24 protein-coding genes and 1 pseudogene are annotated in these 25145 nt (G+C 39.5%); 6 read left to right on the forward strand and 19 right to left on the reverse strand.

The features are described from left to right. A pseudogene (locus tag B0183_RS13155) lies at positions 1-268 on the forward strand (IS256 family transposase, variant Zn-binding type); the annotation flags it as partial. A 393-nt stretch (positions 269-661) separates the two neighbouring features. Here the strand turns inward: B0183_RS13155 and leuB are convergent. Continuing rightward, a complete protein-coding gene (leuB, locus tag B0183_RS02475; protein WP_005712681.1) occupies positions 662-1744 on the reverse strand; it encodes a 3-isopropylmalate dehydrogenase in 1083 nt (360 codons plus the stop codon). A gap of 231 nt (positions 1745-1975) precedes the next feature. Here leuB and B0183_RS02480 point away from each other — a divergent pair, with 231 nt between their 5' ends. Together B0183_RS02480 and ilvN are read left to right on the forward strand one after the other, a co-directional pair. After that, positions 1976-3697: an acetolactate synthase 3 large subunit gene (locus tag B0183_RS02480; protein ID WP_021114603.1), complete on the forward strand. Its 1722-nt coding sequence runs from the start codon at positions 1976-1978 to the stop codon at positions 3695-3697. Next, entirely contained in the window at positions 3690-4190 is a 501-nt protein-coding gene (gene ilvN / locus B0183_RS02485; protein ID WP_078208280.1) for an acetolactate synthase small subunit, read from the forward strand. Before B0183_RS02480 ends, ilvN begins: the two co-directional genes overlap by 8 nt. A gap of 96 nt (positions 4191-4286) precedes the next feature. Here the strand turns inward: ilvN and B0183_RS02490 are convergent, their stop codons facing one another. From B0183_RS02490 to B0183_RS02565, 16 genes are all read right to left on the reverse strand, one after another. After that, the gene (locus B0183_RS02490; protein WP_005712684.1) at positions 4287-5108 is read right to left on the reverse strand and encodes a PHP domain-containing protein; all 822 of its coding nucleotides are present in this window, start codon (positions 5106-5108) and stop codon (positions 4287-4289) included. A gap of 148 nt (positions 5109-5256) precedes the next feature. Beyond that, a complete protein-coding gene (locus B0183_RS02495; RefSeq protein WP_078208281.1) occupies positions 5257-6216 on the reverse strand; it encodes an SAM hydrolase/SAM-dependent halogenase family protein in 960 nt (319 codons plus the stop codon). Between the two features lie 82 nt (positions 6217-6298). Next, positions 6299-7849 carry an exodeoxyribonuclease I gene (sbcB, locus tag B0183_RS02500; RefSeq protein WP_021116606.1) on the reverse strand — a complete coding sequence of 517 codons (1551 nt, stop codon included), beginning with the start codon at positions 7847-7849 and terminating at the stop codon, positions 6299-6301. Between the two features lie 209 nt (positions 7850-8058). After that, positions 8059-8343 carry a type II toxin-antitoxin system RelE family toxin gene (locus B0183_RS02505; protein WP_010785923.1) on the reverse strand — a complete coding sequence of 95 codons (285 nt, stop codon included), beginning with the start codon at positions 8341-8343 and terminating at the stop codon, positions 8059-8061. After that, entirely contained in the window at positions 8340-8594 is a 255-nt protein-coding gene (locus B0183_RS02510) for a type II toxin-antitoxin system Phd/YefM family antitoxin (protein ID WP_021118772.1), read from the reverse strand. The genes B0183_RS02505 and B0183_RS02510 overlap by 4 nt, the downstream gene beginning before the upstream one ends. Before the next feature lie 116 nt (positions 8595-8710). Then, the gene (locus B0183_RS02515) at positions 8711-9466 is read right to left on the reverse strand and encodes an ABC transporter permease (RefSeq protein ID WP_021112098.1); all 756 of its coding nucleotides are present in this window, start codon (positions 9464-9466) and stop codon (positions 8711-8713) included. Between the two features lie 21 nt (positions 9467-9487). Next, positions 9488-10384, reverse strand: a complete 897-nt coding sequence (locus B0183_RS02520) for an ABC transporter ATP-binding protein (RefSeq protein WP_005712691.1) — start codon at positions 10382-10384, stop codon at positions 9488-9490. Between the two features lie 5 nt (positions 10385-10389). Next, positions 10390-12408 carry a DNA polymerase III subunit gamma/tau gene (gene dnaX, locus B0183_RS02525; RefSeq protein ID WP_078208282.1) on the reverse strand — a complete coding sequence of 673 codons (2019 nt, stop codon included), beginning with the start codon at positions 12406-12408 and terminating at the stop codon, positions 10390-10392. 90 nt (positions 12409-12498) lie between these two features. Continuing rightward, positions 12499-13041 carry an adenine phosphoribosyltransferase gene (gene apt, locus B0183_RS02530; protein WP_010785927.1) on the reverse strand — a complete coding sequence of 181 codons (543 nt, stop codon included), beginning with the start codon at positions 13039-13041 and terminating at the stop codon, positions 12499-12501. A 193-nt stretch (positions 13042-13234) separates the two neighbouring features. Then, positions 13235-15670: a glycerol-3-phosphate 1-O-acyltransferase PlsB gene (gene plsB, locus B0183_RS02535; RefSeq protein WP_043896643.1), complete on the reverse strand. Its 2436-nt coding sequence runs from the start codon at positions 15668-15670 to the stop codon at positions 13235-13237. Between the two features lie 182 nt (positions 15671-15852). Next, positions 15853-16068 carry an anti-sigma factor family protein gene (locus tag B0183_RS02540; protein ID WP_005712699.1) on the reverse strand — a complete coding sequence of 72 codons (216 nt, stop codon included), beginning with the start codon at positions 16066-16068 and terminating at the stop codon, positions 15853-15855. Between the two features lies 1 nt (position 16069). After that, positions 16070-16645, reverse strand: coding sequence for a sigma-70 family RNA polymerase sigma factor (locus tag B0183_RS02545; protein WP_005712702.1), 576 nt, complete (start codon positions 16643-16645; stop codon positions 16070-16072). Positions 16646-16648: 3 nt separating this feature from the next. Further along, entirely contained in the window at positions 16649-17383 is a 735-nt protein-coding gene (locus B0183_RS02550) for an HvfC family RiPP maturation protein (protein ID WP_078208283.1), read from the reverse strand. 8 nt (positions 17384-17391) lie between these two features. Beyond that, positions 17392-18288, reverse strand: coding sequence for an HvfB family MNIO-type RiPP peptide maturase (locus tag B0183_RS02555; RefSeq protein ID WP_174221461.1), 897 nt, complete (start codon positions 18286-18288; stop codon positions 17392-17394). A gap of 68 nt (positions 18289-18356) precedes the next feature. Further along, positions 18357-18593 carry an HvfA family oxazolone/thioamide-modified RiPP metallophore gene (locus tag B0183_RS02560; RefSeq protein ID WP_005712708.1) on the reverse strand — a complete coding sequence of 79 codons (237 nt, stop codon included), beginning with the start codon at positions 18591-18593 and terminating at the stop codon, positions 18357-18359. Between the two features lie 20 nt (positions 18594-18613). Then, positions 18614-19060 carry an HvfX family Cu-binding RiPP maturation protein gene (locus B0183_RS02565; RefSeq protein WP_005712710.1) on the reverse strand — a complete coding sequence of 149 codons (447 nt, stop codon included), beginning with the start codon at positions 19058-19060 and terminating at the stop codon, positions 18614-18616. Positions 19061-19300: 240 nt separating this feature from the next. On the opposite strand from B0183_RS02565, the gene lexA reads away from it, so the two are divergent. From lexA to recQ, 3 genes are all read left to right on the forward strand, one after another. Next, positions 19301-19930 (forward strand): transcriptional repressor LexA, encoded by a 630-nt coding sequence (lexA, locus tag B0183_RS02570; protein ID WP_005712712.1) that lies wholly within the window; start codon positions 19301-19303, stop codon positions 19928-19930. An 82-nt stretch (positions 19931-20012) separates the two neighbouring features. After that, positions 20013-20321, forward strand: coding sequence for an iron donor protein CyaY (gene cyaY / locus B0183_RS02575; protein ID WP_010785933.1), 309 nt, complete (start codon positions 20013-20015; stop codon positions 20319-20321). After that, a complete protein-coding gene (gene recQ / locus B0183_RS02580) occupies positions 20321-22150 on the forward strand; it encodes an ATP-dependent DNA helicase RecQ (RefSeq protein WP_078208284.1) in 1830 nt (609 codons plus the stop codon). The genes cyaY and recQ overlap by 1 nt, the downstream gene beginning before the upstream one ends. Positions 22151-22207: 57 nt before the next feature. Here recQ and ligA read toward each other — a convergent pair whose 3' ends face one another. Further along, on the reverse strand, positions 22208-24235 hold the full coding sequence (gene ligA, locus B0183_RS02585) for an NAD-dependent DNA ligase LigA (RefSeq protein WP_010785935.1): 2028 nt from the start codon (positions 24233-24235) through the stop codon (positions 22208-22210). A gap of 63 nt (positions 24236-24298) precedes the next feature. Then, on the reverse strand, positions 24299-25117 hold the full coding sequence (gene zipA, locus B0183_RS02590; protein WP_016528235.1) for a cell division protein ZipA: 819 nt from the start codon (positions 25115-25117) through the stop codon (positions 24299-24301). Between the last annotated feature and the right edge of the window lie 28 nt (positions 25118-25145).

Below are 25145 nucleotides of genomic sequence, written 5' to 3' on the forward strand. Positions count from 1 at the left end.
AGATATTTACTACAAACTTGCCCTGAATAGGTTAAGGGAAAAAGGCTATATAATTCAATCGATTACCTGTGATGGTAGACGTGGTTTGATGAAAGATTTATTTAATACACCAGTACAAATGTGTCAATTTCATATGGTAGCGATTGTGATTCGAAAATTAAGAAAAAAGCACCAATCACAAGCGGGTAAAGAATTAAAAATAATTGCAAAAACACTCACAAGAAGCTCAAAAATGAATTTTATCGGCGATTACATTCTTGGTTTATAAAACATCAAGATTTTTTTAAAAGAAAGGAGTGATAAAGCGAATGAAAAAGACTATTTTCCTTATAAACATAGCAATGTAAGAAGTGCTTATGCCAGTTTAAAGCATTATATTTTTACCTATGAAAAACATTCTGAATTAAATATAGAAAAGACGACAAATCGTTTAGAGGGGTTATTTAGTGAACTTAAGCGAAAATTAAATAATCACAATGGATTAACTAAAAAACGTAAGATGTTGTTTATACAGGATTTTTTAAATAAAAAGAGTTGCTAATATTTCAAGAAAATAGATATTAGCAACTATTTTGTCTACTATGCCAATTTATCGTGACTTTGGATACTGTTTTTAGAAGAACTAATGTACCTTCTTAACCATAAATAAAATGGTATAACCTTAGCCAATATATTGTTCGATCAAATTTCCCATCTCCGAGGTAGTTACGGGCATCGTAGTATGATCAGCAAGATCTGCCGTGCGGTAACCCTCGGCTAATACTTTTTGAACCGCATTTTCAATCGCTTTCGCAGATTCTTCCAAACCAAAACTATGACGTAACATCATCGCTGCAGAAAGAATTTGTGCGATTGGGTTAGCAATATTTTTACCTGCAATATCTGGCGCTGAACCACCCGCTGGTTCGTATAAACCAAATCCTTTTTCATTTAAACTCGCAGAAGGTAGCATTCCCATAGAGCCAGTAATCATCGCACACTCGTCAGAAATAATATCGCCAAAGATATTAGAGCAAAGCAACACATCAAAGAAATCAGGTTGCTTGATTAACTGCATTGCTGCATTGTCAATATAGATATGATCCAGCTTCACTTCAGGATATTGTTTTGCTACTTCATTTACGGTTTCACGCCAAAGGATTGAACTCATTAACACATTGGCTTTATCGACGGAAGTAACATGTTTGGTGCGTTTCATTGCCGTTTCAAATGCCACTTTTGCAATGCGTTCAATTTCATAACGGTGATAAACTTCCGTATCAAAAGCTTTCTCATTTTCTCCCTCGCCTTCACGACCTTTAGGCTGCCCAAAATAGATACCACCCGTTAATTCACGGACTGTTACCATATCAAAGCCTTTTGCTGCAATGTCCGCACGCAATGGGCAAAATTGTTCTAAGCCTTTATAAAGTGTAGCAGGGCGAAGATTGCAGAATAATGCAAAGTGTTTACGAAGTGGTAACAAAGCACCACGCTCTGGTTGCTCATTTGGTGGAAGATGTTCCCATTTTGGACCGCCTACAGAGCCAAACAAAATAGCGTCGGCTTCTTCACACCCTTTTAATGTGCTTTCTGGTAATGCTTTTCCGTGATTATCAATGGCAACGCCGCCAATATCATAATAGTTATAACTTAATTTAAACCCGTACTTTTGTTGAACAGTATCAAGCACTTTAATCGCTTGAGCCATAATCTCAGGGCCAATCCCGTCACCACTTAACACGGCAATGTTGTAGTTTTGCATATAAATACCTCAATATTTGAAAATTTATAAAATATAAGTTATATTAATAAAAATAAATAAAAGAACAACATTTTTTTATAAAAAAATAAATTTTTATTATTTTTTAGAATTTAAATCTAAAAATTAAAGAAAACATTGTTTTTAATGCTAGACAAGCGGTCAGATTTTTTGCAAAATGCCCAACATTGTTTTTATGGTGTAAACCTTATGTTAATTTTGTTGGAGGATTCAATGAAAAAACTCTCAGGAGCGGAAATGATTGTGCAATCCTTGCGTGACGAAGGCGTGAAATACGTTTTTGGTTACCCAGGTGGCTCAGTCCTTGATATTTATGATGCAATTCACACCTTAGGGGGAATCAAACACGTTCTTGTCCGTCACGAACAAGCGGCTGTACATATGGCTGATGGCTATGCACGTTCTACAGGTAAAGTCGGTTGTGTATTAGTCACATCTGGCCCAGGGGCAACAAATGCGATCACAGGGATTGCAACCGCCTACACAGATTCCATTCCACTGGTCGTTTTTTCAGGACAAGTGCCTTCAAGCCTTATCGGAACCGATGCTTTCCAAGAATGTGATATGGTTGGTATTTCTCGCCCTGTGGTTAAACATAGTTTCCTCGTCACCAATCCAGAAGAAATTCCTGAGATCATAAAAAAAGCATTTTATATCGCTTCAACAGGTCGCCCTGGCCCTGTCGTTATTGATGTGCCAAAGGATATGGTAAATCCAGCAAATAAATTCAGTTACCACTACCCTGATTCTGTATCATTACGTTCTTACAACCCCACGGTACAAGGACACAAAGGGCAAATTAAGAAGGCATTAAAAGCGATCTTAGTGGCTAAAAAACCTGTACTTTTTGTGGGTGGTGGTGCAGTGATTTCGGAGTCAAATAAAGAGTTGATCGAATTTGCTCAGAAATTAAATCTACCTGTCACAAGTTCTCTAATGGGATTAGGAGCATATCCAAGTACAGATAAGCAATTCCTAGGTATGTTAGGTATGCACGGTACCTATGAAGCTAACAATGCAATGCACGAAAGTGATTTAATTTTGGGTATCGGTGTGCGTTTTGATGATCGTACTACCAATAATCTCGCAAAATACTGCCCAAATGCTAAAGTGATCCACATTGATATTGATCCTACCTCTATTTCTAAAACCGTCCCTGCATATATTCCCATTGTCGGCGATGCAAAATTTGTATTAGAAGAATTTTTAGCATTGTTAGGTGAAGAAAATCTGGCAAAAGGTCAATCAGATCTGACCGCTTGGTGGCAACAAATTAATGAGTGGAAAGCTCGTCAATGTTTACGTTTTGAGCAAAGTGATGTGATAAAACCTCAACAGGTTATTCAAACCATTTATAAATTAACAAATGGCGATGCCTATATTGCTTCTGACGTAGGACAACATCAAATGTTTGCTGCGTTACATTATCCTTTCGATAAACCGCGTCGTTGGATTAACTCTGGTGGTTTAGGCACAATGGGCTTTGGCTTACCTGCGGCTATGGGAGTGAAATTTGCACACCCTGAAGCAACGGTTGTTTGTGTCACAGGTGACGGCAGTATTCAAATGAATATTCAAGAACTTTCTACAGCAAAACAATATGATACCCCTGTGGTGATTGTGAGTTTAAACAACCGATTCTTAGGTATGGTGAAACAGTGGCAGGATATTATTTATGCAGGTCGCCATTCCCAATCTTATATGAACTCACTACCTGACTTTGTCAAACTGGCAGAGGCTTATGGACACGTCGGTATTCAAATTAACACCCCTGATGAATTAGAGGAAAAATTAGCACAAGCCTTTGCAATTAAAGATAAACTTGTTTTTGTTGATGTGTTAGTAGATGAAACAGAACACGTTTACCCAATGCAAATTCGTGGTGAATCAATGAAAGATATGATGTTAAGTAAAACGGAGAGAACAGATGCGTAGAATATTATCCGTCCTATTAGAAAATGAATCGGGAGCTTTATCCCGTGTCGTTGGGCTATTCTCTCAACGTGGTTTTAATATTGAAAGTCTTACGGTTGCCCCAACGGATGATCCGAGTTTATCTCGAATGACCATTGTGGCACAAGGTGATGAACAAGTCTTGGAGCAGATAGAAAAACAACTGCATAAGCTAATTGATATATTCAAAGTGACAAATCTTAGCCATTGCGAACATATTGAGCGAGAAGTACTTCTACTAAAAGTTCGAGCTGTAGGTAGTACACGAGATGAAATTAAGCGAATGGTTGACATTTTCCGTGGACAAATCGTGGACATTACGCCAAAACAATATACCATTCAGCTCTCTGGTGCTAGTGATAAACTCAATGCTTTTATTGAAACAGTGAAAGCAGAAACAACAATTATTGAAATCGTTCGTTCTGGGGTGATTAGTTTGGCTCGAGGGAAAAAAACAGTTTATAAAATTGATTAAATAAATAGCATAGTAGATACAACATCAATCAATGTGAGTACACACACTTTGAGTTAAAATCATTTCCTACTATGCACTTCACCTAATATAAATCAATTAACTAAACAATGCCCAAATCGGCTTACAGCTTGAAGGTAATATCAAATCCTTCCCTAACTCAACCCAGCCTGTCGGGTAGTGGAAATCTGAGCCGACAGAGGCATAGAGATCAAACTCTTTTGCCCAACGAGCAAGAAGCTGACGCTGGTCTGGCGTTTGGGCGGCTCCCGTTACCTCTATGCCATCTCCGCCAGCCTGTTTAAACTCTTCAATAAAACGGCGGATCCATTTCGCTGTTAATTTATAGCGTAATGGGTGTGCAAAACAGATAACGCCACCAGCTTGGTGTGTCGCTGCGATGGCTTCTTCGGTGCTGCACCATACGGGCTTTACATAAGCTGTTTTGCCGATCCCTAGATAGCGTTTGAAGGCGTGTTCATCATTGCGTGCATAGCCTTCTGCCACAAGAAAACGGGCGTAGTGAGCGCGAGTAACTTCACCGCTTGCAATGGCTTTTGCCCCTTGATATGCGTTAGGGATACCTGCTTTGGAGAGCTTTTCGCCAATCAATTCGGCACGTTCTTGGCGTAATTGTTTTTGGCTAGCAAGTAAATTGACGATAGCAGGGTGGGTTTCGTCAATATTTAAGGCAGTGAGGTGAAGGCTTTTCCCTTCCCATAACACAGAAATTTCTACACCACTGATAAAGGTAAGCGGTTGGTTTTGGGCAAACATTTTCGCTTCGGTGATACCTGCGACGGTATCGTGATCGGTTAAGGCTAGCATTGTTACATTTTGTTCTACCGCTCGTTTAACGAGTTCCGTGGGGGTAAGCACGCCGTCGGACGCAGTGCTATGGCTATGTAAATCATATTTCATTTAATTATCCTTAATCCTTCCAACCATAACAATATACCATTTTGTAGGGACACACTGCGTGTGTCCATTCGTTCCAACAAAAACCGCAATTCGTATCAACAGACATACGTTGACGGACACACGCAGTGTGTCCCTACGATTATTTTATTTATTGTTGTTTTTCACAAGATTTCACAGAAACAGACCATTCTGCCCCTGATTTAATTTTGTATTTTCCCGCAAAATTATCCATATTTAAGGCAAAAGAAACATTCAATAAACTATTGAGGTACATCAATGGTCTGCCTTCTTCGACATCACCGAAGCTACTCTTATATGGCATTGAGCCACTATAACGCACTTTGACCTCATCTGCCGTCGTTTCTTTGATTTCAACACAGACTTTGCCATCTTTTTGAATACCTGACTGTTCAAGTAATTCGTGGCTGATATTTGTCCAAACATTGCCATATTGAATATCTAGTACAGGAATGTTGCCCTTTAATGTACCTTCTTCAATAGCAGGTTTTTGGTAGCTAATTTCGATGACTTTGGCAGGTAACTCTGCACCGACTTCTTCAAAACTGATCTGCCCAGACGCTAATTTTGCTCCTGTATAAGCATAGACATCGCGTCCGTGGAAAGTATAAGATTTTTCAGAACCTTCCAAGCGGTGTTTTGTTTCATCAATTTCACGAATGCTCTCAATCCCTAAAAATTCAGCCACTAACGTTAATGTGCCATTATCAGGGGTTACAAAATAGTGTCCTGTTTTAGTTTTTAATACGACCGATTTACGATCTGTGCCAACGCCTGGATCGACAACGCTAACAAAAACGGTGCCAGCAGGCCAATAGGTTGCGGTTTGATATAAACGATAAGAGGCTTCCCAAATATTATATGCAGGAATTTCGTGAGTTAAATCAAACATTTTTAACTCACGATCAACCCCAAAAGCCACCCCTTGCATTGCAGATACTGCACCATCTTTTAAACCGAAGTCTGTTTGTAATACGAGGGCATTTGCAGCTTTTGTTTCCTCAGAAGCGACCGCTTGTTTTCCGTTTGTTGTTGCAAAAGAAGTTGCAGAAAAAGCCACAAGGGCAAGAGCAAGTAATGTTTTATTCATATCGTTTTCCTTATCGTCGTGTTTGTAAAAATTGGAGTGATAGTAATCGTTTGCCTAGCCATTGTCTATAGCGAGAACAAGTTTATTTTTTATTAAGCAAAGCCCCAATCGCTTTTAATTTATCCGCTTTACTCAGCCCTTGATCAGCAAGTTGATTTAATTCCGATACTAATAGCTCTGAAGCTGGTGAATTGACGGACTTGGTGGCTTTAGGCTGCATTAATTGTGCTGCGTAAGCGGTGAGATCTGTCAATAATTTTATCTTTTCAGGATTATCGTGATATTGAGCCGATAACAGATCAACCGCTTGTTCAAAGGCCTCTGCTTTTGTTTCAAGTTGTTGATAGCAATACTTTTGCCAGCGTACTTGTTCTGCGCGTGTTAAGGTTTCTGAGTAATGTCTTGCTCGATAATGGAAAAGTAGAGGTTCAATTCTTGGATCGCTAAATTTCAAGCCGTGATGTGCAAGCTCTTCAGGTTTTAGATTTCGCAAAATCGCCATATTGTTTTTATCTGCAGGTTCAAAAAAGCCATCGTATAACGTGGTTTCTATATTATTTGACGCTGGATAATTCCTTTCCTCAGAAAAAATATCAATAACCTTTTCTCGCACAAGGCTTTTTTGGGATTTTAGCAGTTTTAAATTTTCTAAACAGGATTGACGATCGATGCCTAAACGTGTTGCATTTTCAGACAGTAACGTTTTGGCTGGAGCTAAAATTGGGCATTTATTAATATGCACGAGTTTTAGTGGAACAGCATAAAGCCCTTGAGCTTCTAATTCTACTTTTTTGGTATAAAGACGTTCACGCAATATTTCGCTTGGCTCATTCAATAGGTCGTTTATATTCCCCGATAGATCACATACAATCACTGCGTTTCGATTAGTCGGATGCCAAGCCAATGGCACAACCCAAGCGGTGTTACCTCGATAGTTGCCTAACATTCCAGAAACGTGAACAAGCGGTGTCATTTCACCGACATCAATCATCTCTTCTAGGGCTTTTTTACCTCGATTTTGCAGGAAAAAGTCGAATAATTTAGGTTGTTTTTGTTTGATTAACTTTGCCATTGCAATAGTAGCATACACATCAGCCATTGCATCGTGAGCGTTGTCGTGAGCAATACCATTTGCTTTGGTCAAATTTTCTAATTTAAAGCTCGGCATACCTTCATCATCATACGCCCATTCTATCCCTTCTGGACGTAAAGCATAACAGGCACGCACAACATCAAGAAGATCCCAACGAGAATTGCCGTTTTTCCAGCTATATTCATAAGGATCGAAAAAATTGCGGAAAAAGGTATAACGGGTCATTTCATCATCATAGCGAATGTTGTTATATCCCATTACGCAGGTGTTAGGTTGGCTAAATTCGGCGTGAATACGAGCGGCAAATTCAGGTTCAGGTAGCCCTTGTTGATTACAAAGCTGTGGTGTAATCCCTGTTACCATCACAGCTTCTGGTGAAGGCAAATAATCTTCTGTTTGTTGGCAGTAGAACATTACGGGTTCACCGATAATGTTGAAATCGCTATCGGTGCGGATCCCTGCAAATTGTGCAGGACGATCTGTAGCAGGATCGACACCAAAACTTTCGTAATCGTAAATAAAAAAGGTGGTTTGAACCATTTATTCGCCTCGTTATCTCATTAATTTATTAAGTATTTCAATAAGATATAATTTTTTAAAATTTTTTAGAATTTTATTGAACTAAGTTTCATTGGGGTAGTCTTAGAATACGCATAATGTGCTAGTTTTATTTTTCATTTCCTTAGGTAAGACCTCCCCCGATACTGTTTTTTGGTATCGGTTTTTTTTTATGGTTTCAAATTATATTTTTATAAACGTAATTGTGCTTTTTGGTAAACGTCGTTGCGCTCCCTTTTTCCCAGTGCAACCACTTTGATTACAATACGTTCATCAATCACTTGATACACCAAACGATAGCCTGCATTACGCAATTTGATTTTATAACAATCTTTCATTCCACGAAGTTTAGCACTTTCTACACGCGGATTTTCAGCTCTTTCTTTAAGTTTTTCGATAAATTGTTTTCTTAAATCTAAGCTTAGTTTACGAAACTCTTTTTCTGCTGATGGGATAAATTCAATGGTATAGCTCATTTTAATAAATCCGCTAAATCCACTTTGTAGCTTTTTTCGTGTTGGCGTTCTTCCACTAATTTTGCTAATTCTGCATCATCAGCAAGCTCAATGAGATATTCATAAATATGCGGTGGTACACAATAAAAAGCGGGTTCATTTCGGTTTAAAATTGCAATTGCCTCACCGCCTGCCGCATTGAATGTCGCCATTGGATTTGTCTTTAGCTCTGTAATACTCGCAACAGTATTGGTTAAAATAATACTTGGCATAATAATCCTTCCTTTTTTGGTATCATTTATCGCTCTTTTTATAGGTCTTGTCAAGGCGGTTCATAAGTAGAGAACATAAACAACAGATTACTTTGAGTTTCTGTACTTGTTGGTTCTTAAGACCTCAACCCAACCCCTCTCTCAATTAAGCCATAAACCCAAGCGTAAAGTGCTAGGATAAATAAGATTAACACAGCAAAAGTATAGTAGATCGACACATCGCTAATACCTAAAAAGCCATAGCGAAAACCGCTGATCATATAAACAATCGGGTTAAATTGGGACACTTGTTGCCAAAATTCAGGCAATAAGCTAATGGAATAAAACACACCGCCAAGATAGGTTAAGGGTGTTAGTACAAAGGTAGGGATAATGCCAATGTCATCAAAGGTTTTCGCAAATACCGCATTAATCAATCCCCCTAGAGCAAAGGCAATAGTCGTCATCAACATCGTAAGGATAATGATGCCCCAAGAGTATATTTGATAAGAAACAAAGCACAATGTCACCGCTGTCACAAGGATACCGACCATTACGCCTCGCATTATACTGCCTGCCACATATCCCCAAATAATCGTATGGGTAGATAGCGGTGACACAAGCAACTCTTCAATGTTGCGAACAAATTTGCTTAGGAAAAATGATGAAGCTGTGTTGGTGTAAGAAGCGGTAATTGCTGACATCATTATTAACCCAGGAGCAATAAATTGCATATAGCTTACACCGCTCATCTCACCGATACGGTGTCCGATAAGTTTACCGAAGATTAAAAAATAGAGTGTCGTTGTAATAATTGGCGGTACTAATGTTTGTCGCCAAATGCGTAAGACACGTTTTGTTTCTTTTATTGCGAGTGTTGAAAATCCGATCATATATTTATCTAATTTTATTGGCTATTTTAATTGCATAAACAACTCTTCCAAGCGGTTGGACTTATTTCGCATACTTAACACTTCAATATGTTGTGAACTAAGCTGTTGGAATAAGTTGTTTAACCCTTGTTTTCGGTTTACTTCTACTTCGATAGTGGTTTCATCTACCCATTTAAACGGATAACCGTCAATAACAAGCGGTCGGTTTTCACTTAAATCTAGCAAAAAGATCTCCGTTTCGAGTTTTGCCAATAACGCTTTCATTGAGGTATTCTCGATGATTTGCCCTTGCTGAATAATTCCGATATTACGACACAGAGTTTCCGCTTCTTCTAAATAGTGCGTAGTCAGAATAATAGTTGTCCCTTGCTGATTAAGCTCTCGCAAAAAATCCCACAAACTACGGCGAAGTTCAATATCTACCCCTGCTGTTGGTTCATCTAAAATCAGCAGTTTAGGGTTATGCATTAATGCACGGGCAATCATCACTCGGCGTTTCATACCGCCTGATAATTCACGGGTAAAATGATCACGTTTTTCCCATAAGTCTAATTTTTTCAACCAAATTTCCGCTTGGATTAAGGCTTGACTACGCTTAATGCCATAAAATCCTGCTTGGTTAATTAAAACGTCGATCACTTTTTCAAACTGATTGAAATTAAACTCTTGGGGAACTAATCCAATCTGTTGTTTTAATTGAATTTTTTGTTTATCAAGATCGTAGCCAAACACTTTTATTGTCCCACTTGTTTTATTCACTAGTGAGCTAATAATTCCAATCGTCGTGGACTTGCCAGCACCATTATGCCCAAGCAATGCATAAAAGTCTCCCTGTTCAACACAGAGATCTATGCCTTTAAGGGCTTGAACACCTGTTGGATATTGTTTGATTAGGTTTTTTATTTCGAGTGCGTACATATTTTCTACTCCGCTACTGCCCGAATAGTTGCTTCGTCCATTTGAGCATCAAAGGCTTGTTGTAAAAGTTTTAACTTTTCGTCCGCTTGTAGTGCTTGTTTAGCCTCTTGCGTGAGCTGTTCAAAAATAACTCGACGAATTTCTAATGGGGTTTGGAACTCATCACTTTCGCCTATTCGCATTTCACTACTAAAGCCTTGTTGTGAGAGGGCATTGTATAAACTTTGGGTCGCTTCATTGCTGTTTAAATGTGCCATTGTGGGGTTTAAAACCAACAAAAGATGATTGTTGTTATGGCTTTCTAAATAGCTGTTTAAAGCGAGCTGACGAGAAACTCCGCCCAGTTTTAAACTGTTTACAATTCGGCTCCATTTATCTCGTTCACAACCAAGCTCAATCGTTTTTTTAACTAGCTTAGGTGTTCGCTCTTGCAAAATGGCTTGCTTAATTTCTGAAGGCTTCGGGGCTTCCTCTTGATTTTCTAACTCAGGATTAAGCCAAGTCCAACGGTAGTCTTCATCATTTTGTGAAGCGATAGTTTTTTGAGGTGTTTTTTCGACTTGTTGCCGTTGATCTTGAGCGGTCACTAGGTTCATTAAACCTTGTTGAACGCTCTTTTTATTCACCGTTTGGGGTGGTTGAATGGAGGTTAAATCAGACTTTTTTTTTTCGTCTTGTTGCTCTTGTTTCGCTTTTAATTGCTGACGAGCCTGCATTGCTTTTAAGGCTGGCGATATACTTTCTGCACTCACTTCAGTTGGGGTAGCGGGTTGTTGGGCGAGATTTTTTGCAAACTGTTGTTCAGTTTCGACCGCTTGTGTTGTCACTGTTTGAGCTGAATTTTGCTGTTGAGCTAAACGTTCTCTTAACTGGCTAATACTATTTGGCGATTGCATAGGTGCAACGGGCGTTGTTGGTGTAGGTGTAGCAACTGTTGTCGTGGTTGCCATATTTTTAGGGTGGAAAGCCAAGGCTCTTAAAATAGTCATTTCCACGCCTGAACGTTGCTCAGGGGCAAAAGGCAACTCTTTTTTGCCTGTAAGCATTACTTGATAGAAAAACTGCACATCTTCTGGAGAGATCTGTTTCGCTAAAAAATGCAGTGGGGTTTCTTCTTGATGAGGATGTTTCAACAACTGCAACATCGCAATTTGGTGCAAGGTTTCTGCCGTATCGCTTAACAGTTGTTGCCAATCGACACCTTTTTCCGCCACAGACTGAATTACTGCCATTGCTTTTTCGCCGTCCGCATTTGCAAGGGCTTGCACCAATTCTAACGGTTGATGATCGTCAATTAAGCGGAGCATTTGGCTTACAATCGGCAAGGTGATATTCACATTACTGACAGCAATTGCCTGATCGGTTAAGCTCAACGCATCACGAATACTGCCTTGTGCCGCTTTTGCTAGTTTAGCAAGTGCTGACAATTCATAGGGAATTTGCTCTTGGGTTAATATAAATTCAAGGTGTTGCTGAATTTGCGATTGTTCCAACGCACGCAAATGGAACTGCATACAACGAGAAAGAATGGTAATCGGCAGTTTTTGCGGATCCGTGGTCGCAAGTAAGAATTTGACATATTCAGGCGGTTCTTCAAGGGTTTTTAATAACGCATTGAAGCTGTGACGAGAGAGCATATGCACTTCGTCAATCAAATAGACCTTAAAACGTCCGACGGTTGGTTTGTATTGCACATTGTCGAGCAATTCACGGGTATCTTCGACTTTTGTGCGTGAAGCAGCGTCGATTTCGATCAGATCGATAAATCGCCCTTCTTCAATGGCTTTACAGTTCGCACATTGACCACAGGGATCAGCACTGATCCCCGTTTCACAGTTCAAGCCTTTCGCAAACAGGCGAGCAATTGACGTTTTCCCTACGCCACGCGTTCCTGAAAAAAGATAAGCGTGATGTAACCGCCCTTCTCGCAAACCATTTTCGAGAGCGGATAAAACGTGTTGTTGCCCGACCACTTCGCTAAACCGCTGTGGTCGCCATTTGCGTGCTAGAACTTGATAGGACATTTGACCTCTTTAGATGTTGCGTAGCTCTTGAAATCCCCCCCCTCCCCCCCCCTTTTACAAAGGGGGGATTGCAAAGGGAGAAATATAAGATTAGTGACCTTCAAAGCTCACTAAGGTATAAGAATTGACACCGATTTTCTCTAAGCGTTCTTTACCGTCAAGATCAGGCAACCAAATCACAAAGGCTGCATTCTCAACTGTACCACCTAAACGGCGAATAAGTTGTACTGTTGCTTCCACCGTACCGCCTGTTGCAAGTAAATCATCAATGACAAGCACATTATCCCCAGCTTGAACAGAGTCTGTATGGATCTCTAAGGTATCTTCGCCGTACTCAAGGGCATAAGATTGCGAAATTACCGAACGAGGTAATTTTTTCGGTTTGCGCACAAGTACAAAAGGCACACCTAAAGCTAATGCCACTGGCGCACCAAAGATAAATCCACGAGATTCGGTCCCCACAATTTTGGTGATCCCTTTATCTCTAAACTCAGCCACAATTGCACCAACAGAGGCTTGGAATGCGGCAGGCACTTCTAATAAAGAAGTAATATCACGGAAGATAATGCCTGCTTTTGGATAATCAGGAATAGATTTAATGGAAGATTTGATTAACTCAAGTTGTTGGTTCATTTTTTGACCTTTTAAACAAGAAAAACAACCTGTGGAATGTAGCAAAATTTGCAGGAATTACAAGGAAAAAATGATAGAAGCGGTCGGTTATTGCAAAAAATTTTATATTTTGTAGCTGTTCCACAAGAAAAGAAATGTAGGAACACAACTCACCAAGTATTCCTACAATATTTAATTAGAAAGCGCCCTATATTTATATATTATTTACCTCTTCCAACTTGACCATCGCTCCTTGAACAGTATGTTGAATTTCAACGGAGATCAATCCTCTGATCAACTCTTCAATAGATTGAACTTTTGATACAATCGTATTGCCTTCTTCATCAAAATACCCCTGCTCTTTCAATGTAGCGCTAAAAGTCGAGAACAATGCTTTATCAAAGAACTCTGGAGCATTAATACCGTGTAGCACAGACAGACGTTGTGCAATTGAACGGCTTTCTTGCTCAAGATGATTTCGACTAATTTCAGGTTGTTCAATCAAAATACTCAAGCTGATGTAATAACGTTGTAATAACTCTCGCACACCAGAAGAGTGTAACTGCAACGAACGGATACGCTGGCGGTTAATCACAAACATTTCACTTTCGTTCTTAATCAGATTTTGAGCAACAAATTCCGCTAAAATTGCCTCAACATGCCCACGAACTTCCTCTGTTTTAAAGTGCATAAAGAGTTCTGCTTGTAAGAACGGATAAATGCGATTAACACTCTGGATAATCAAATCTTTGGATACCGTCTCGTGATGTAACACAATACTTGCGACCAATGATGGAAAAACAAATAAATGCTGAATGTTATTGCGATAATAGGTCATTAATACTGCAGATTGACGATCTAAACGGATAATTTCACCAAAGTTGTCTTTTTCTGAGATAACACCTGAACGAGGTAAATTAATAACATGATCTAACATCGCTTCAGCTGTATCCGTTGGCAAAGTGACCTCCGCTGTATAAGGTACATTTTTGAACAGTTGCATATAGCTTTCAACCTGCTCAATAAGCTGTTCACGCGTTAAAGAACGTTGGCGTGAAGCAAGCAACACAGAGCCAATGAGATTTTTCGCATTGACTGCGACGACATTATTAATATGCACCATCACTTGTTTAGATACCGCTTCAACGGCACTATTTAACCATTTTGGACGACCGTTTTCATCTGTAAGCGGTTCTTTCCATTCAGGAAAATACTGATTGAGATAGTGATTAAGTGGAATAGGTTCGCCAAAATTCACATAGCCTTGCCCTAGTTTTTTCAGTTTCTTAATCACACGTAACACCAAGCCAGCATTCTCTTTCTCTTTCTCTGCACCTCGTAATTCTTTAGCGTAAGTATCTACTTCTAAAACGTGTTCATAACCAATATAAACAGGCACAATACTGATCGGGCGAGTTAAGCCACGTTGCAATGCTTGTAACGTCATCGACATCATTCCTGTTTTTGGATCAAGCAAACGCCCTGTGCGTGAGCGACCGCCCTCAATAAAGTATTCTACGGAATAACCACGGTAGAACAGCTCTGCAAGGTATTCACGGAAAATCGTAGAATACAGACGATTGCCCTTGAAAGTACGACGAATAAAGAATGCCCCCCAACTTCTAAAAATAGGACCTGCAGGCCAGAAGTTTAGGTTGATCCCAGCAGCAATATGTGGCGGCACTAAGCCTTGATGATACAGAATATAAGAGAGAAGCAGATAGTCCATATGGCTACGGTGGCACGGCACATATACTAACTCGTGTCCTTCTAATGCCAATTTACGCACACGCTCTGCATATTGCACGTTGATCCCTTGATAGAGTTTATTCCACAACCAACTTAACACACGATCTGCGCTTCTTAAGCTGTCGTGACGAACATTTGCAGCGATTTCATCCAGAATTTTCTCAGCTTCTTTGCGAGCTTTTTCAAGCGAACTTTTTGGTTTTTTCGCTTCATCTTCAATCGCAGCCAAAATTGCAGGGGATTGCAGTAATTTATTGAACATCGCTTGACGATCAGGCAGTTGAGGACCTGTTGCCGAATAACGCTGTTTAGCAAAATGCATTTTTGCCACACGGGCCAATTTTTGAGCCAGATTTTCATCGGTTCCGTGATTGGTAATCATATAGCGTAAAGAAACCGCTTGTGAAAAACGGATAAAATTATCACGTCCAAACCAAAGCATTGTCACTAAGCGTTGGAAAGTTCCCAGCAGACGTAATACTGGCAAACCTTTCTCTTTACCCGGTGCGCGTCCCCAAAGCACAGAGACAGGAACAACTTGAATGTCTAACTGCTCATCATTACGGTTTAAATCTAAATAACGATAGAAAACCAACTCTGTTTCACTTTTCGCCCCTTTGGATTTAAAGAAACGACGCCCTTCATCTAAAAAGACAAAACGAGACAAAGATACCCCTTGAATATCATTATTTACCAGCGGATCAGGCAAGTTCAGAGCTTGGCAGTTTTTTTGCAAAATTAACAGATCCGTTTGTGAGGTGTAGGGCAACACATACACAATAGGTTGATCTAACTTCAGCCCTAATTCATTCACAGGATCTGTAGGAATTGAACGTGTTTTCACTAACAGCGAAAGCGGTAGGTTCAACGCTTTACGATACAGGTTTAATAGCATAGACATTTTTATATCCTTTTATAGTTATGATCGGATTAAAACGATGCGCAGTTTAGCATAAATTTCTTAAGGAAATCTGAGTTTATTCATAAAAGTTGAGGAATAAAAAAACATCGTACTTCTTCAAATACGATGTTTTATAACATGAAATGACAAGGCCTCATTCCCATTTCTCTCATACTAACAGATTACTCTCTCGTTGATTTTTCTACTTTTAATCCATCACCTTCGTAACCTTGACAAAAGCCTTTTAAAAATAGGTTTAACTTATCCGTATTACGTTTAAAGGCTCGGCAATAAGGACAAAGCATCAAATGGATTTTTAGTTGAATATACTGGCTTTTACGAAGAGATTGCTCTTGTTGTAAAGAGATTAATTCACTAATTTGTTGACAATTAAGCATTTTATTCTCCAAACCATTTTTGTGATAAACAGACTTGTAGTTGTAGCCTAGCTCTATATAACAAGGTATGTAAATTGCTGGTAGAAATATCACACTCTTGGCAAATCATCTGGCTATCTAACTCTAAATGATGTCGCATCATAAATACACGAGCTTGTATCGCAGGCAACTGATTAATGCAATACTCAAAAATTATCCAAAACTCTTTGCGATAAAGACTTTGTTCTACTCCCTGCCATTCACTTGGTTGAAAGGCATTATCGTCCCATTTCCCTTGCTTAAAAATCTGCTCTGCAAGATGAATATTATCGTACTCTAAGTCGCTTTCAGTCACCCATTTCTGTCGCTGTCTTAGATTATCTATGATTTTGTTTTTCAAAATAGCAAAAATCCAAGTTTTGAGAGAGGCTTCTCCTAGAAATTTATCGGCATATTGGTAGGCACTGCTTAATGCCTCTTGAACCATGTCTTCAGCGAGAGATTGATCATTAAGTTGCAAGCGGGCAAATTGCAACATTTGCTTGCGAATTTTTCCTAGTTGCTCAGAGGGAATGCATGTTAAATAGTCAGTTTGCATTTTTTACTCGGCTTGTTGCTTAATTTGAGAAGGAAAAATCACCTGTGCGTTAATCCACTTTTGCCAAATATTCTGAATTAAAGGTATGGAGATTTGTTCTACGGATAACAATTGAGTTAGCTCTTCCATTAATTGATTTAAACTTAAGGGTTGCTCTTGTAAACAGGATAATAAATAAAAATCCAACTCACTTATTTCTTGGTAGTAAACATCAAATTTACGATTTCGCCAAATGATAAGATAACTTGGTTGGGAAATTATTTGCTCAAACTGATTTTTCAAAAAACTTACATCATAATGTTTGAGGTAAGTAACAGGTGAAAGTTGCATTAGTGTGTCGGCATCCCAAGAAAAATGTGTAGGGATCTCCGCAAACGCCACTTCGGCAAGTAGCTGAGAATATTCAAAATCCATTAATGCTAAAATATCAGCACTTACTCTCTGTTGTTGCTGACAAAAATGCAAAAATTCAAGTGCAATTTCTTGGAAATATGGTGAATGAGCTTGTCCCGTTTGGATAAAATCTTCTTGAAGCTGTTGCCATTGCTCAGGATCACAGTGCTTTGGTGTTTCAGTAAAACAACGCTGAATAAATCCTAAAGTACTGTTACGAACTAACTGCGCATAAATATGTAAACGATGAGGCTCTACACCCTGAAGCAAAGCGCAATCTTTTGTTCTTATTGCATTGGCAAAAGCTCGTTGTGTTTGTGCAAGAGCAGTCTGTTTATCGGCCATTTTTTCCTCTACTTAGCGTATTGTCGTTGTAACCGAGCGATATGTTCCACCTCAGCATAAAGTTCCATAAACGGTGGAAAATTAAAATCACGTTCTAATAATGTTGGCGGAATATGGGGTAAACGTTGATAAGTGTAAGCAAGCAAATCCCATACAGAACCTTTAACCTTCTCTCCGTGAGTGTCAATTAACAATTGCGGTAAATGACGAAATTCACCTTGAACTTTATTAAAGACTTCCTCACCTGTATTTACTTCGGGTAACACCTCTTGTTCTTCATTGTGTCCTGCAATATGGATATAACTTACCCTTTTATGATCCACTTGATCGATAAATTGATAAGGGTCTAACAAACCATGATTGACCCCATTTACATGAATATTGTTTACATCAAGATGAATGTCACAATCTGCTTCTTGAGCAATCGCATTTAGAAACTCGACTTCATTCATGGTGCTAGTGGGTGAATGTAAATAATATGAGGTATTTTCAAGTGCAATTTTTAAACCTAAATAATCTTGGACTTCACGAATACGTTGTGCCGTATGCAATACAGCTTCATCAGTAAAAGGCATAGGTAATAAATCATATAAATGCCCTTCACATTCGCAATAGCTCAAATGTTCTGAAAAAAATGTTGATCCATATTGCTTCATCAATATTTTAATTGACTTTAATAACTCCTTATCAAGAGGTGCTTGCCCCCCTAAAGAAAGAGATAAACCATGTACCGCAACAGGAAAACGTTCCGCAACCTGGTCAAATTGATAGCGAGCTGAACCACCCATCTTGACCCAATTTTCAGGAGCAATTTCAATGAATTGAACCGCACTTTGTGTAGGTAATTGTAAAAAACCATTGGCAAGATCACGGCGATAGCCCAAGCCTGAACCCACTAACATCATCATTCCTTATAATTCAATTTTATTCAAAAATAGTGAAATGGTAGGTTAACCCCACCATTATTTTCCCATCATTTACTTCCGCATTTACCTTCGCCACATTTGCCTTCTGCTGTTTTTGTAGCTGGCATTTTAGTCGCTTCAGCACCGCACTTACCTTCCCCACATTTCCCTTCAGTCGCTTTAGTTTTGACACACTTTTCACCTTGCATTTCCACACAAGTTTCTGCTGTCTTATCAGTTTGAGCTTGAGCTGAAACTGCCATTGATAATGCACCTGCAAGTGCCATTAATGTTGTTTTTTTCATTGAGATCACCTTTATAATGATTAACAAAATTTCAACCAAGTTAGTTTAGCTGAAAACCTTTTCTGTAGCCAAAAATCCACAGAAACCATACCTGCACCTTGAAACATCAAAGGCGCTAAAATTACTAGGTAAACCAGTGCCATCTTGTAACCATTTTGGCAGACGTTATACCCCATACCAGAATGTACTGCATACCAAGCTACGATAGTGAGTACAGATAAACCTAAAGCACTAAAGCGAGTAAATAGCCCTACTACTAATAACAGTGGGAATAACAATTCTGCTCCCATAGCAAATGCCCAGTTTATTTCAGAAGGTAGTAAATAAAATGGAAACGGAAACTGCTCTTGAATATCAGCAAACCAATTTTGCCCATACCATTTTTCTAACCCTGCTTCAAAAAATTCATAAGCAACAAATAAACGTAAGCCTAGTAAACCAAATCCTACCAATACATTTTTAATCATAATGTCCCTTTTGTTTTGTGGTTTTATTGATTAGACGAAGATAACAGAGATTTCTGACAAAATATTTTTAGATATTTAGGGAATATAGTCTTTATATGTGAAAAGTCAGTTTGGAGTATGGGTAAAACTTAGTTTACTGTGTTTGAATTTCTTACATAAATCTAAAATTATTTCGTTGCAAATGAAATTTTACTGTATATAATATCATAAATTTCTGTATATAAAGACAGTGAGGAACTTATGAAACGTCAGCACCTAACGGCTCGTCAGCAAGAAATCTTTGAATTTGTAAAAAATCATATTGAAAGTACGGGGATGCCGCCAACTCGTGTAGAAATTGCACGCGAAATAGGGTTTAAATCGCCAAATGCCGCAGAAGAACATCTTAAAGCTCTTGCTCGTAAAGGCTATATTGAAATGCTTTCAGGAACTTCGCGTGGGATCCGTATTTTAGTGGAAGATGAAGCCGCAAATGATGAAGAGGGTTTGCCTTTAATTGGTAAAGTTGCAGCAGGTACGCCGATTGAGGCGATTGAACATATTGAAAAACATTATCCTGTGAATGGAGCAATGTTTTCACCAGCCGCTGATTACCTTCTTAAGGTGAATGGGAACTCAATGGAGAAAATTGGCATCTTAGATGGTGATTTACTCGCAGTGCATAAAACCAAATCTGTTCGTAATGGGCAAGTGGTTGTCGCTCGTGTTGATGATGAAGTGACCGTCAAACGCTTAGAGAAAAAAGGTGACTTAATCTATTTACACCCAGAAAATGATGAATTAGAGCCGATTATCATCGATCCTCGTCAATCTTATATTGAAATCGAAGGCATTGCTGTCGGCGTTATTCGTAGCAACGCTTGGATGTAATCCTTCAGATTTCGATTGAAAAAATGTTCAGAAAAATCCAAAATAACGCCTTTCAAATTTTGGCTTTACGAAGAGATTATTTATGAATTTAGCAGAATTTCATCAAGCGATTGAACAAGTGTGGGAACATATTGAAGAACAACTTGAAGAACAAGGTTGCGATGTCGATTGTGAAACACAAGGGGCTGTTTTTACTATTACTTTTGATGATGATTCACAAATTGTCATTAACAAGCAAGAAGCTATGCTTGAACTTTGGCTGGCAAGTAAATTAGGAGGTTATCACTTTGCCTATCGTGATGGCGATTGGGTCAGTGCGGAAGGGCGTTCATTTTGGACACATTTAGAAGAGGCAGTCGCTCGTCACGGCGAAAAGATCTCTTTTAGCTAATGTCAGTTATACCGCTTGCCAAAGCTGAAACGGTTTTACATAACGTTTTCGGCTACCAATCTTTCCGACAAGGTCAATCAGAAGTGATTGAAGCGATCTTGTCGGGCAAAGATTGCTTGGTGATTATGACGACAGGGGGCGGAAAATCCCTTTGTTATCAAGTGCCAGCCCTCTGTTTTGAAGGCATAACTCTCGTGATCTCACCTTTAATTTCGCTAATGAAGGATCAGGTAGATCAACTGCTCACCAATGGTGTTGAAGCAGGCTATATCAATTCCACCCAAACCATTGAAGAGCAACAAGCGGTTGAACAAAAAGCGATTTCGGGACAACTCAAGCTACTTTACCTTTCACCCGAAAAGGTAATGACATCAAATTTTTTTCAATTTATCTCATTGTGCAAAATTAGTCTGATTGCAGTTGATGAAGCACATTGCGTATCTCAATGGGGACACGATTTTCGCCCTGAATACACTTTGTTAGGCGGTTTGCGAAAAACTTTCCCAAATATACCGTTTGTTGCACTGACTGCGACTGCCGATCCAACAACTCGCTTTGATATTATTCATCATCTTAAGTTAGAAGATCCCCATACTTATTTAGGAAGTTTTGATCGTCCTAACATTCGCTATACGGTGCAAGAAAAATTTAAACCCGTGGATCAATTAATCAAATTTATCAGCAGTCAGCAAGGGAAAAGTGGGATTGTTTATTGCAATAGCCGTAAGAAAGTTGAAGAACTCACGGAAAAACTTTCCGCTCGTCGTTTTTCTGTAATGGGCTATCACGCAGGAATGACGGTGCAACAACGGGAAACCGTTCAAAATGCGTTTCAACGAGATAATATTCAAATTGTCGTTGCTACTGTTGCCTTTGGAATGGGGATCAACAAATCCAATGTGCGTTTTGTTGTGCATTTTGATCTGCCAAGAAGCATTGAAGCCTATTATCAAGAAACAGGACGAGCAGGGAGAGATGATCTTCCTGCGGAAGCGGTGTTATTTTACGATCCTTCGGATTATGGTTGGCTACACAAGGTATTACTAGAAAAACCAGAAAGTGAACAACGTCAAATTGAGCAACATAAATTGCAAGCCATTGGGGCTTTTGCCGAATCACAAACTTGCCGTCGCCTTGTGTTACTCAACTATTTTGGTGAAACACGCCAAGTTGCTTGTCAAAATTGTGACATTTGCCTTGATCCACCGAAAAAGTATGATGGCTTAGTTGATGCCCAAAAAGTGATGTCCGTTATTTACCGCACAGGACAACGCTTCGGCTTACATCATATTATTGCAGTTCTTCGGGGCTTAAATCAGCAAAAAATCCGTGAATATCAACACGACACTCTATCTGTCTATGGGATTGGCAAGGATAAATCGCAAGAATATTGGATTAGCGTAACTCGCCAGCTCATTCATCTTGGCTTTATTCGCCAAAACATTGTTAATCATTCTGCCCTACAACTCACAGAACAAGCTCGCCCCATTTTACGCGGTGAAACAGCCTTGGCACTGGCTTCCCCACGTTTAAGTTTTTCGGCGACAACTTATGTGCAGAAACAGCAAGCTAGCAAGCGGTATGATAAAGATCTTTTTGCCCGTTTACGCTTTTTACGCAAACAGATTGCCGATAAGGAAAATATCCCTCCTTATGTGGTTTTCAATGACGCTACCCTACAAGAAATGGCAGAATTTATGCCAACGACGGCAGATGAAATGCTTTCCATTAATGGGGTAGGTGAGAGAAAACTGGAGAGGTTTGGAGAGGCGTTTTTAGGGCTTATTAGAGAGCATTTATATCATATAGAAAGTATTGCTTGTGATTAACTTTAGGGGCTGTATTAGATTAGCCCTAAAGTTAAAATCAAACTCTTGCTTCACATATTACGATACTATAGTCGTAAAATATCCAATTAACTCGTCCTCACTCAAAATTTTCACTCCCAATTCCTGTGCTTTTGCCAATTTTGAACCAGCCTTTTCCCCTGCAATCAAATAATCCGTTTTACTTGATACACTGCCAGATACTTTACAACCCAATTGCTGTAATAAGGCTTTTGCTTGATCACGGGTGAGCTGTGTTAATGTCCCTGTTAGTACCACTGTTTTATCTTTTAATGGATTGTCTGCAATCTCTTGTGGCACCACATCTTGCCACTTCACCCCTTGAGCAATCAGATCTTCCACGACTTCAATATTATGTGGTTCTTGCCAGAATTGGAATAGACGGTTTGCCACAACTTCCCCTACATCTTGTACCTGTTTTAGCGTGTCTAAATCCGCTTGGCGAATCGCATCAAGCGTACCAAAGTGATTTGCGAGATTTTGTGCGGTAGATTCGCCGACATCTCGAATACCCAAAGCAAATAAGAAGCGGGCAAGGGTGGTATTTTTTGCCTTTTCGATACTTTGTAGTGCGTTATTGGCAGATTTCTCCCCCATTCGCTCTAAACGCATCAAGGTGGTGTGATCGAGTTTAAATAGATCTGCTGGGGTACGGATCAGCTCACGTTCCATCAGTTGTTCAATCAGTTTTTCACCCACGCCATCAATATCCATTGCTTTGCGTGAAACGAAATGCTTTAACGCCTCTTTACGTTGGGCTCCGCAGAATAATCCCCCAGTACAACGAGCAACCGCTTCGCCCTCGACACGCACCACAGCTGAGTTACACACAGGACAAGCGGTCGGAAAAGCAATTTTTTTTGCATTGTCAAGACGACGTTCAGCCACAACGCCCACAATTTGCGGAATAACATCACCTGCTCGGCGAATAATCACGGTATCACCAATTGCGATCCCTAAACGCTCAATCTCATCACCGTTATGTAAGGTGGCATTGCTCACCGTTACCCCAGCCACAAAGACAGGTTCTAATTTTGCCACTGGAGTAATTGCCCCTGTTCTTCCGACCTGAAATTCAACATCGTTCAGAATCGTCATCTCTTCTTGTGCAGGGAATTTGTAAGCAATTGCCCAACGAGGTGCTTTTGAGATAAAGCCAAGCTGTTCTTGCAGCACAATCTTATTGACTTTCAACACCGTGCCATCAATGTCGTAACCCAGCGAACTACGTTTGGCTTGGATTTTTTGATAAAACGCAGTCAAGGCTTGAGAACCTGTTGCTAAGGTAATTTCAGCATTGACAGGAATCCCCAGGGTTTTTAACCACTGCAAGCGGTCAAAATGTGTCGTAGGGAGTTCATCATCACTTTCATAAACCCCAATGTTATAGGCATTCAACATTAACGGACGTTGTCTAGTGATTTTCGGATCGAGCTGACGAAGTGAACCTGCCGCTGCATTACGCGGGTTAGCAAAGGTCTTCTCACCTTTTGCCAGTGCTTTTTCATTTAATTGTTCAAAGCCCTGCTGTGGCATAAAAACTTCACCACGCACTTCTAAACGATGTGGCGGATTACTACTTTTTAGTTTTAACGGAATATTACGGATCGTGCGGATATTGGCGGTAATATCTTCCCCTGTTGTTCCGTCGCCACGAGTTGCCGCTTGGGTTAGCACTCCGTCAACATACAGAATACTCACCGCTAAGCCATCAAGTTTCGGCTCACAACAAAATTCAATTTGATTACTGTTGATTGCAATACGATCTTCAATACGACGCAAAAAGCCTGTGAGGTCATCATCTGAAAAGGCGTTATCCAGAGAAAGCATTGGGGTTTCGTGGGTAATTTGAGCAAATCCATCTAACGGCTTAGCACCGACTCGTTGCGTCGGTGAATCGGACGTAATCAATTCGGGGTGTTGCCATTCCAGATTTTTTAACTCGTTCATCAAGCGATCATATTCTGCATCGGGCACAAGCGGATTATCTAAAACGTGGTAGTGGTATTCATATTCACGCAATTTTTCACGCAAATGTTCAAGTTGGGTTTCAATAGAGTGTGGCATCTGTAAATTTCTCGATAAAAAAGACCGCTTACAAGCGGTCATATTTAAACAATGTACTGCAAATTAATTGGCTACTCGTAGTAGATAATTTTGGCGAGATTCCTCGTTAAAAATTTGATGTTGTTCATCTAAGACAAAACCGCCAACAGATTGAGCAAAGCTCTCTACGGTACGAATCATTAATTTTAAATTAGCTAGATCATTACCTACTGAAGGTAAGTGCATAAAGAATACTAATCCCACTGTAGAAAACTGTTCCATTCTTGCTAAATCAAAGACTCCTGGTTGCATCATATTCGCCACGCTGAACAATACAGGACTTGCAGGATTATCTAAATGGCGGTGGAAGATCTGGTATTCACCAAAATGAAAACCTAACATTTCTAAATTTTGTACAATGGCATTACCTTGAAATTGAACGCCTTCTGGTGCAACAACATACAAAGTGATTATATTATGCTCCGTAGTTTGTTCTATTGTTTCAACTTGCTCTACTTGGACAGTCTGTTCTTGTATCTGATTTTGTTGATATGCTTCAGATTGAGATTCTGGCATAGACTCTTGATATAAAGGTTGAGATATTTCTTGAGTTTGTAAACTAATACGAATATTTTTGACACTATTCTCAACTTCTTGCTGAGATTGAATAAAATCAGCAGGTGTTTCAGTATTGAATGGTTGCTGAGCTACGACACCTTGAGGATTTAGCGTTGTTGGAATATCTGCTGTAATTTCATTGTTAATTGGAGATGAAGGCGGACGAGTGGAAAAGGTATTTGAAAAAATACGAGATTTTTCTCTGCGTGCAGACCAAATACTGTATCCAATTAAAACAGCGATTAATAATCCTGCTAAAATAAAGAAAAGAATATGAGTTTCCATTTTGTCCTCTTTAGCTCATAAAATCATC

Origin of the sequence: Glaesserella parasuis, assembly GCF_002015085.1 — a bacterium.
Lineage (GTDB): Bacteria > Pseudomonadota > Gammaproteobacteria > Enterobacterales > Pasteurellaceae > Glaesserella > Glaesserella parasuis.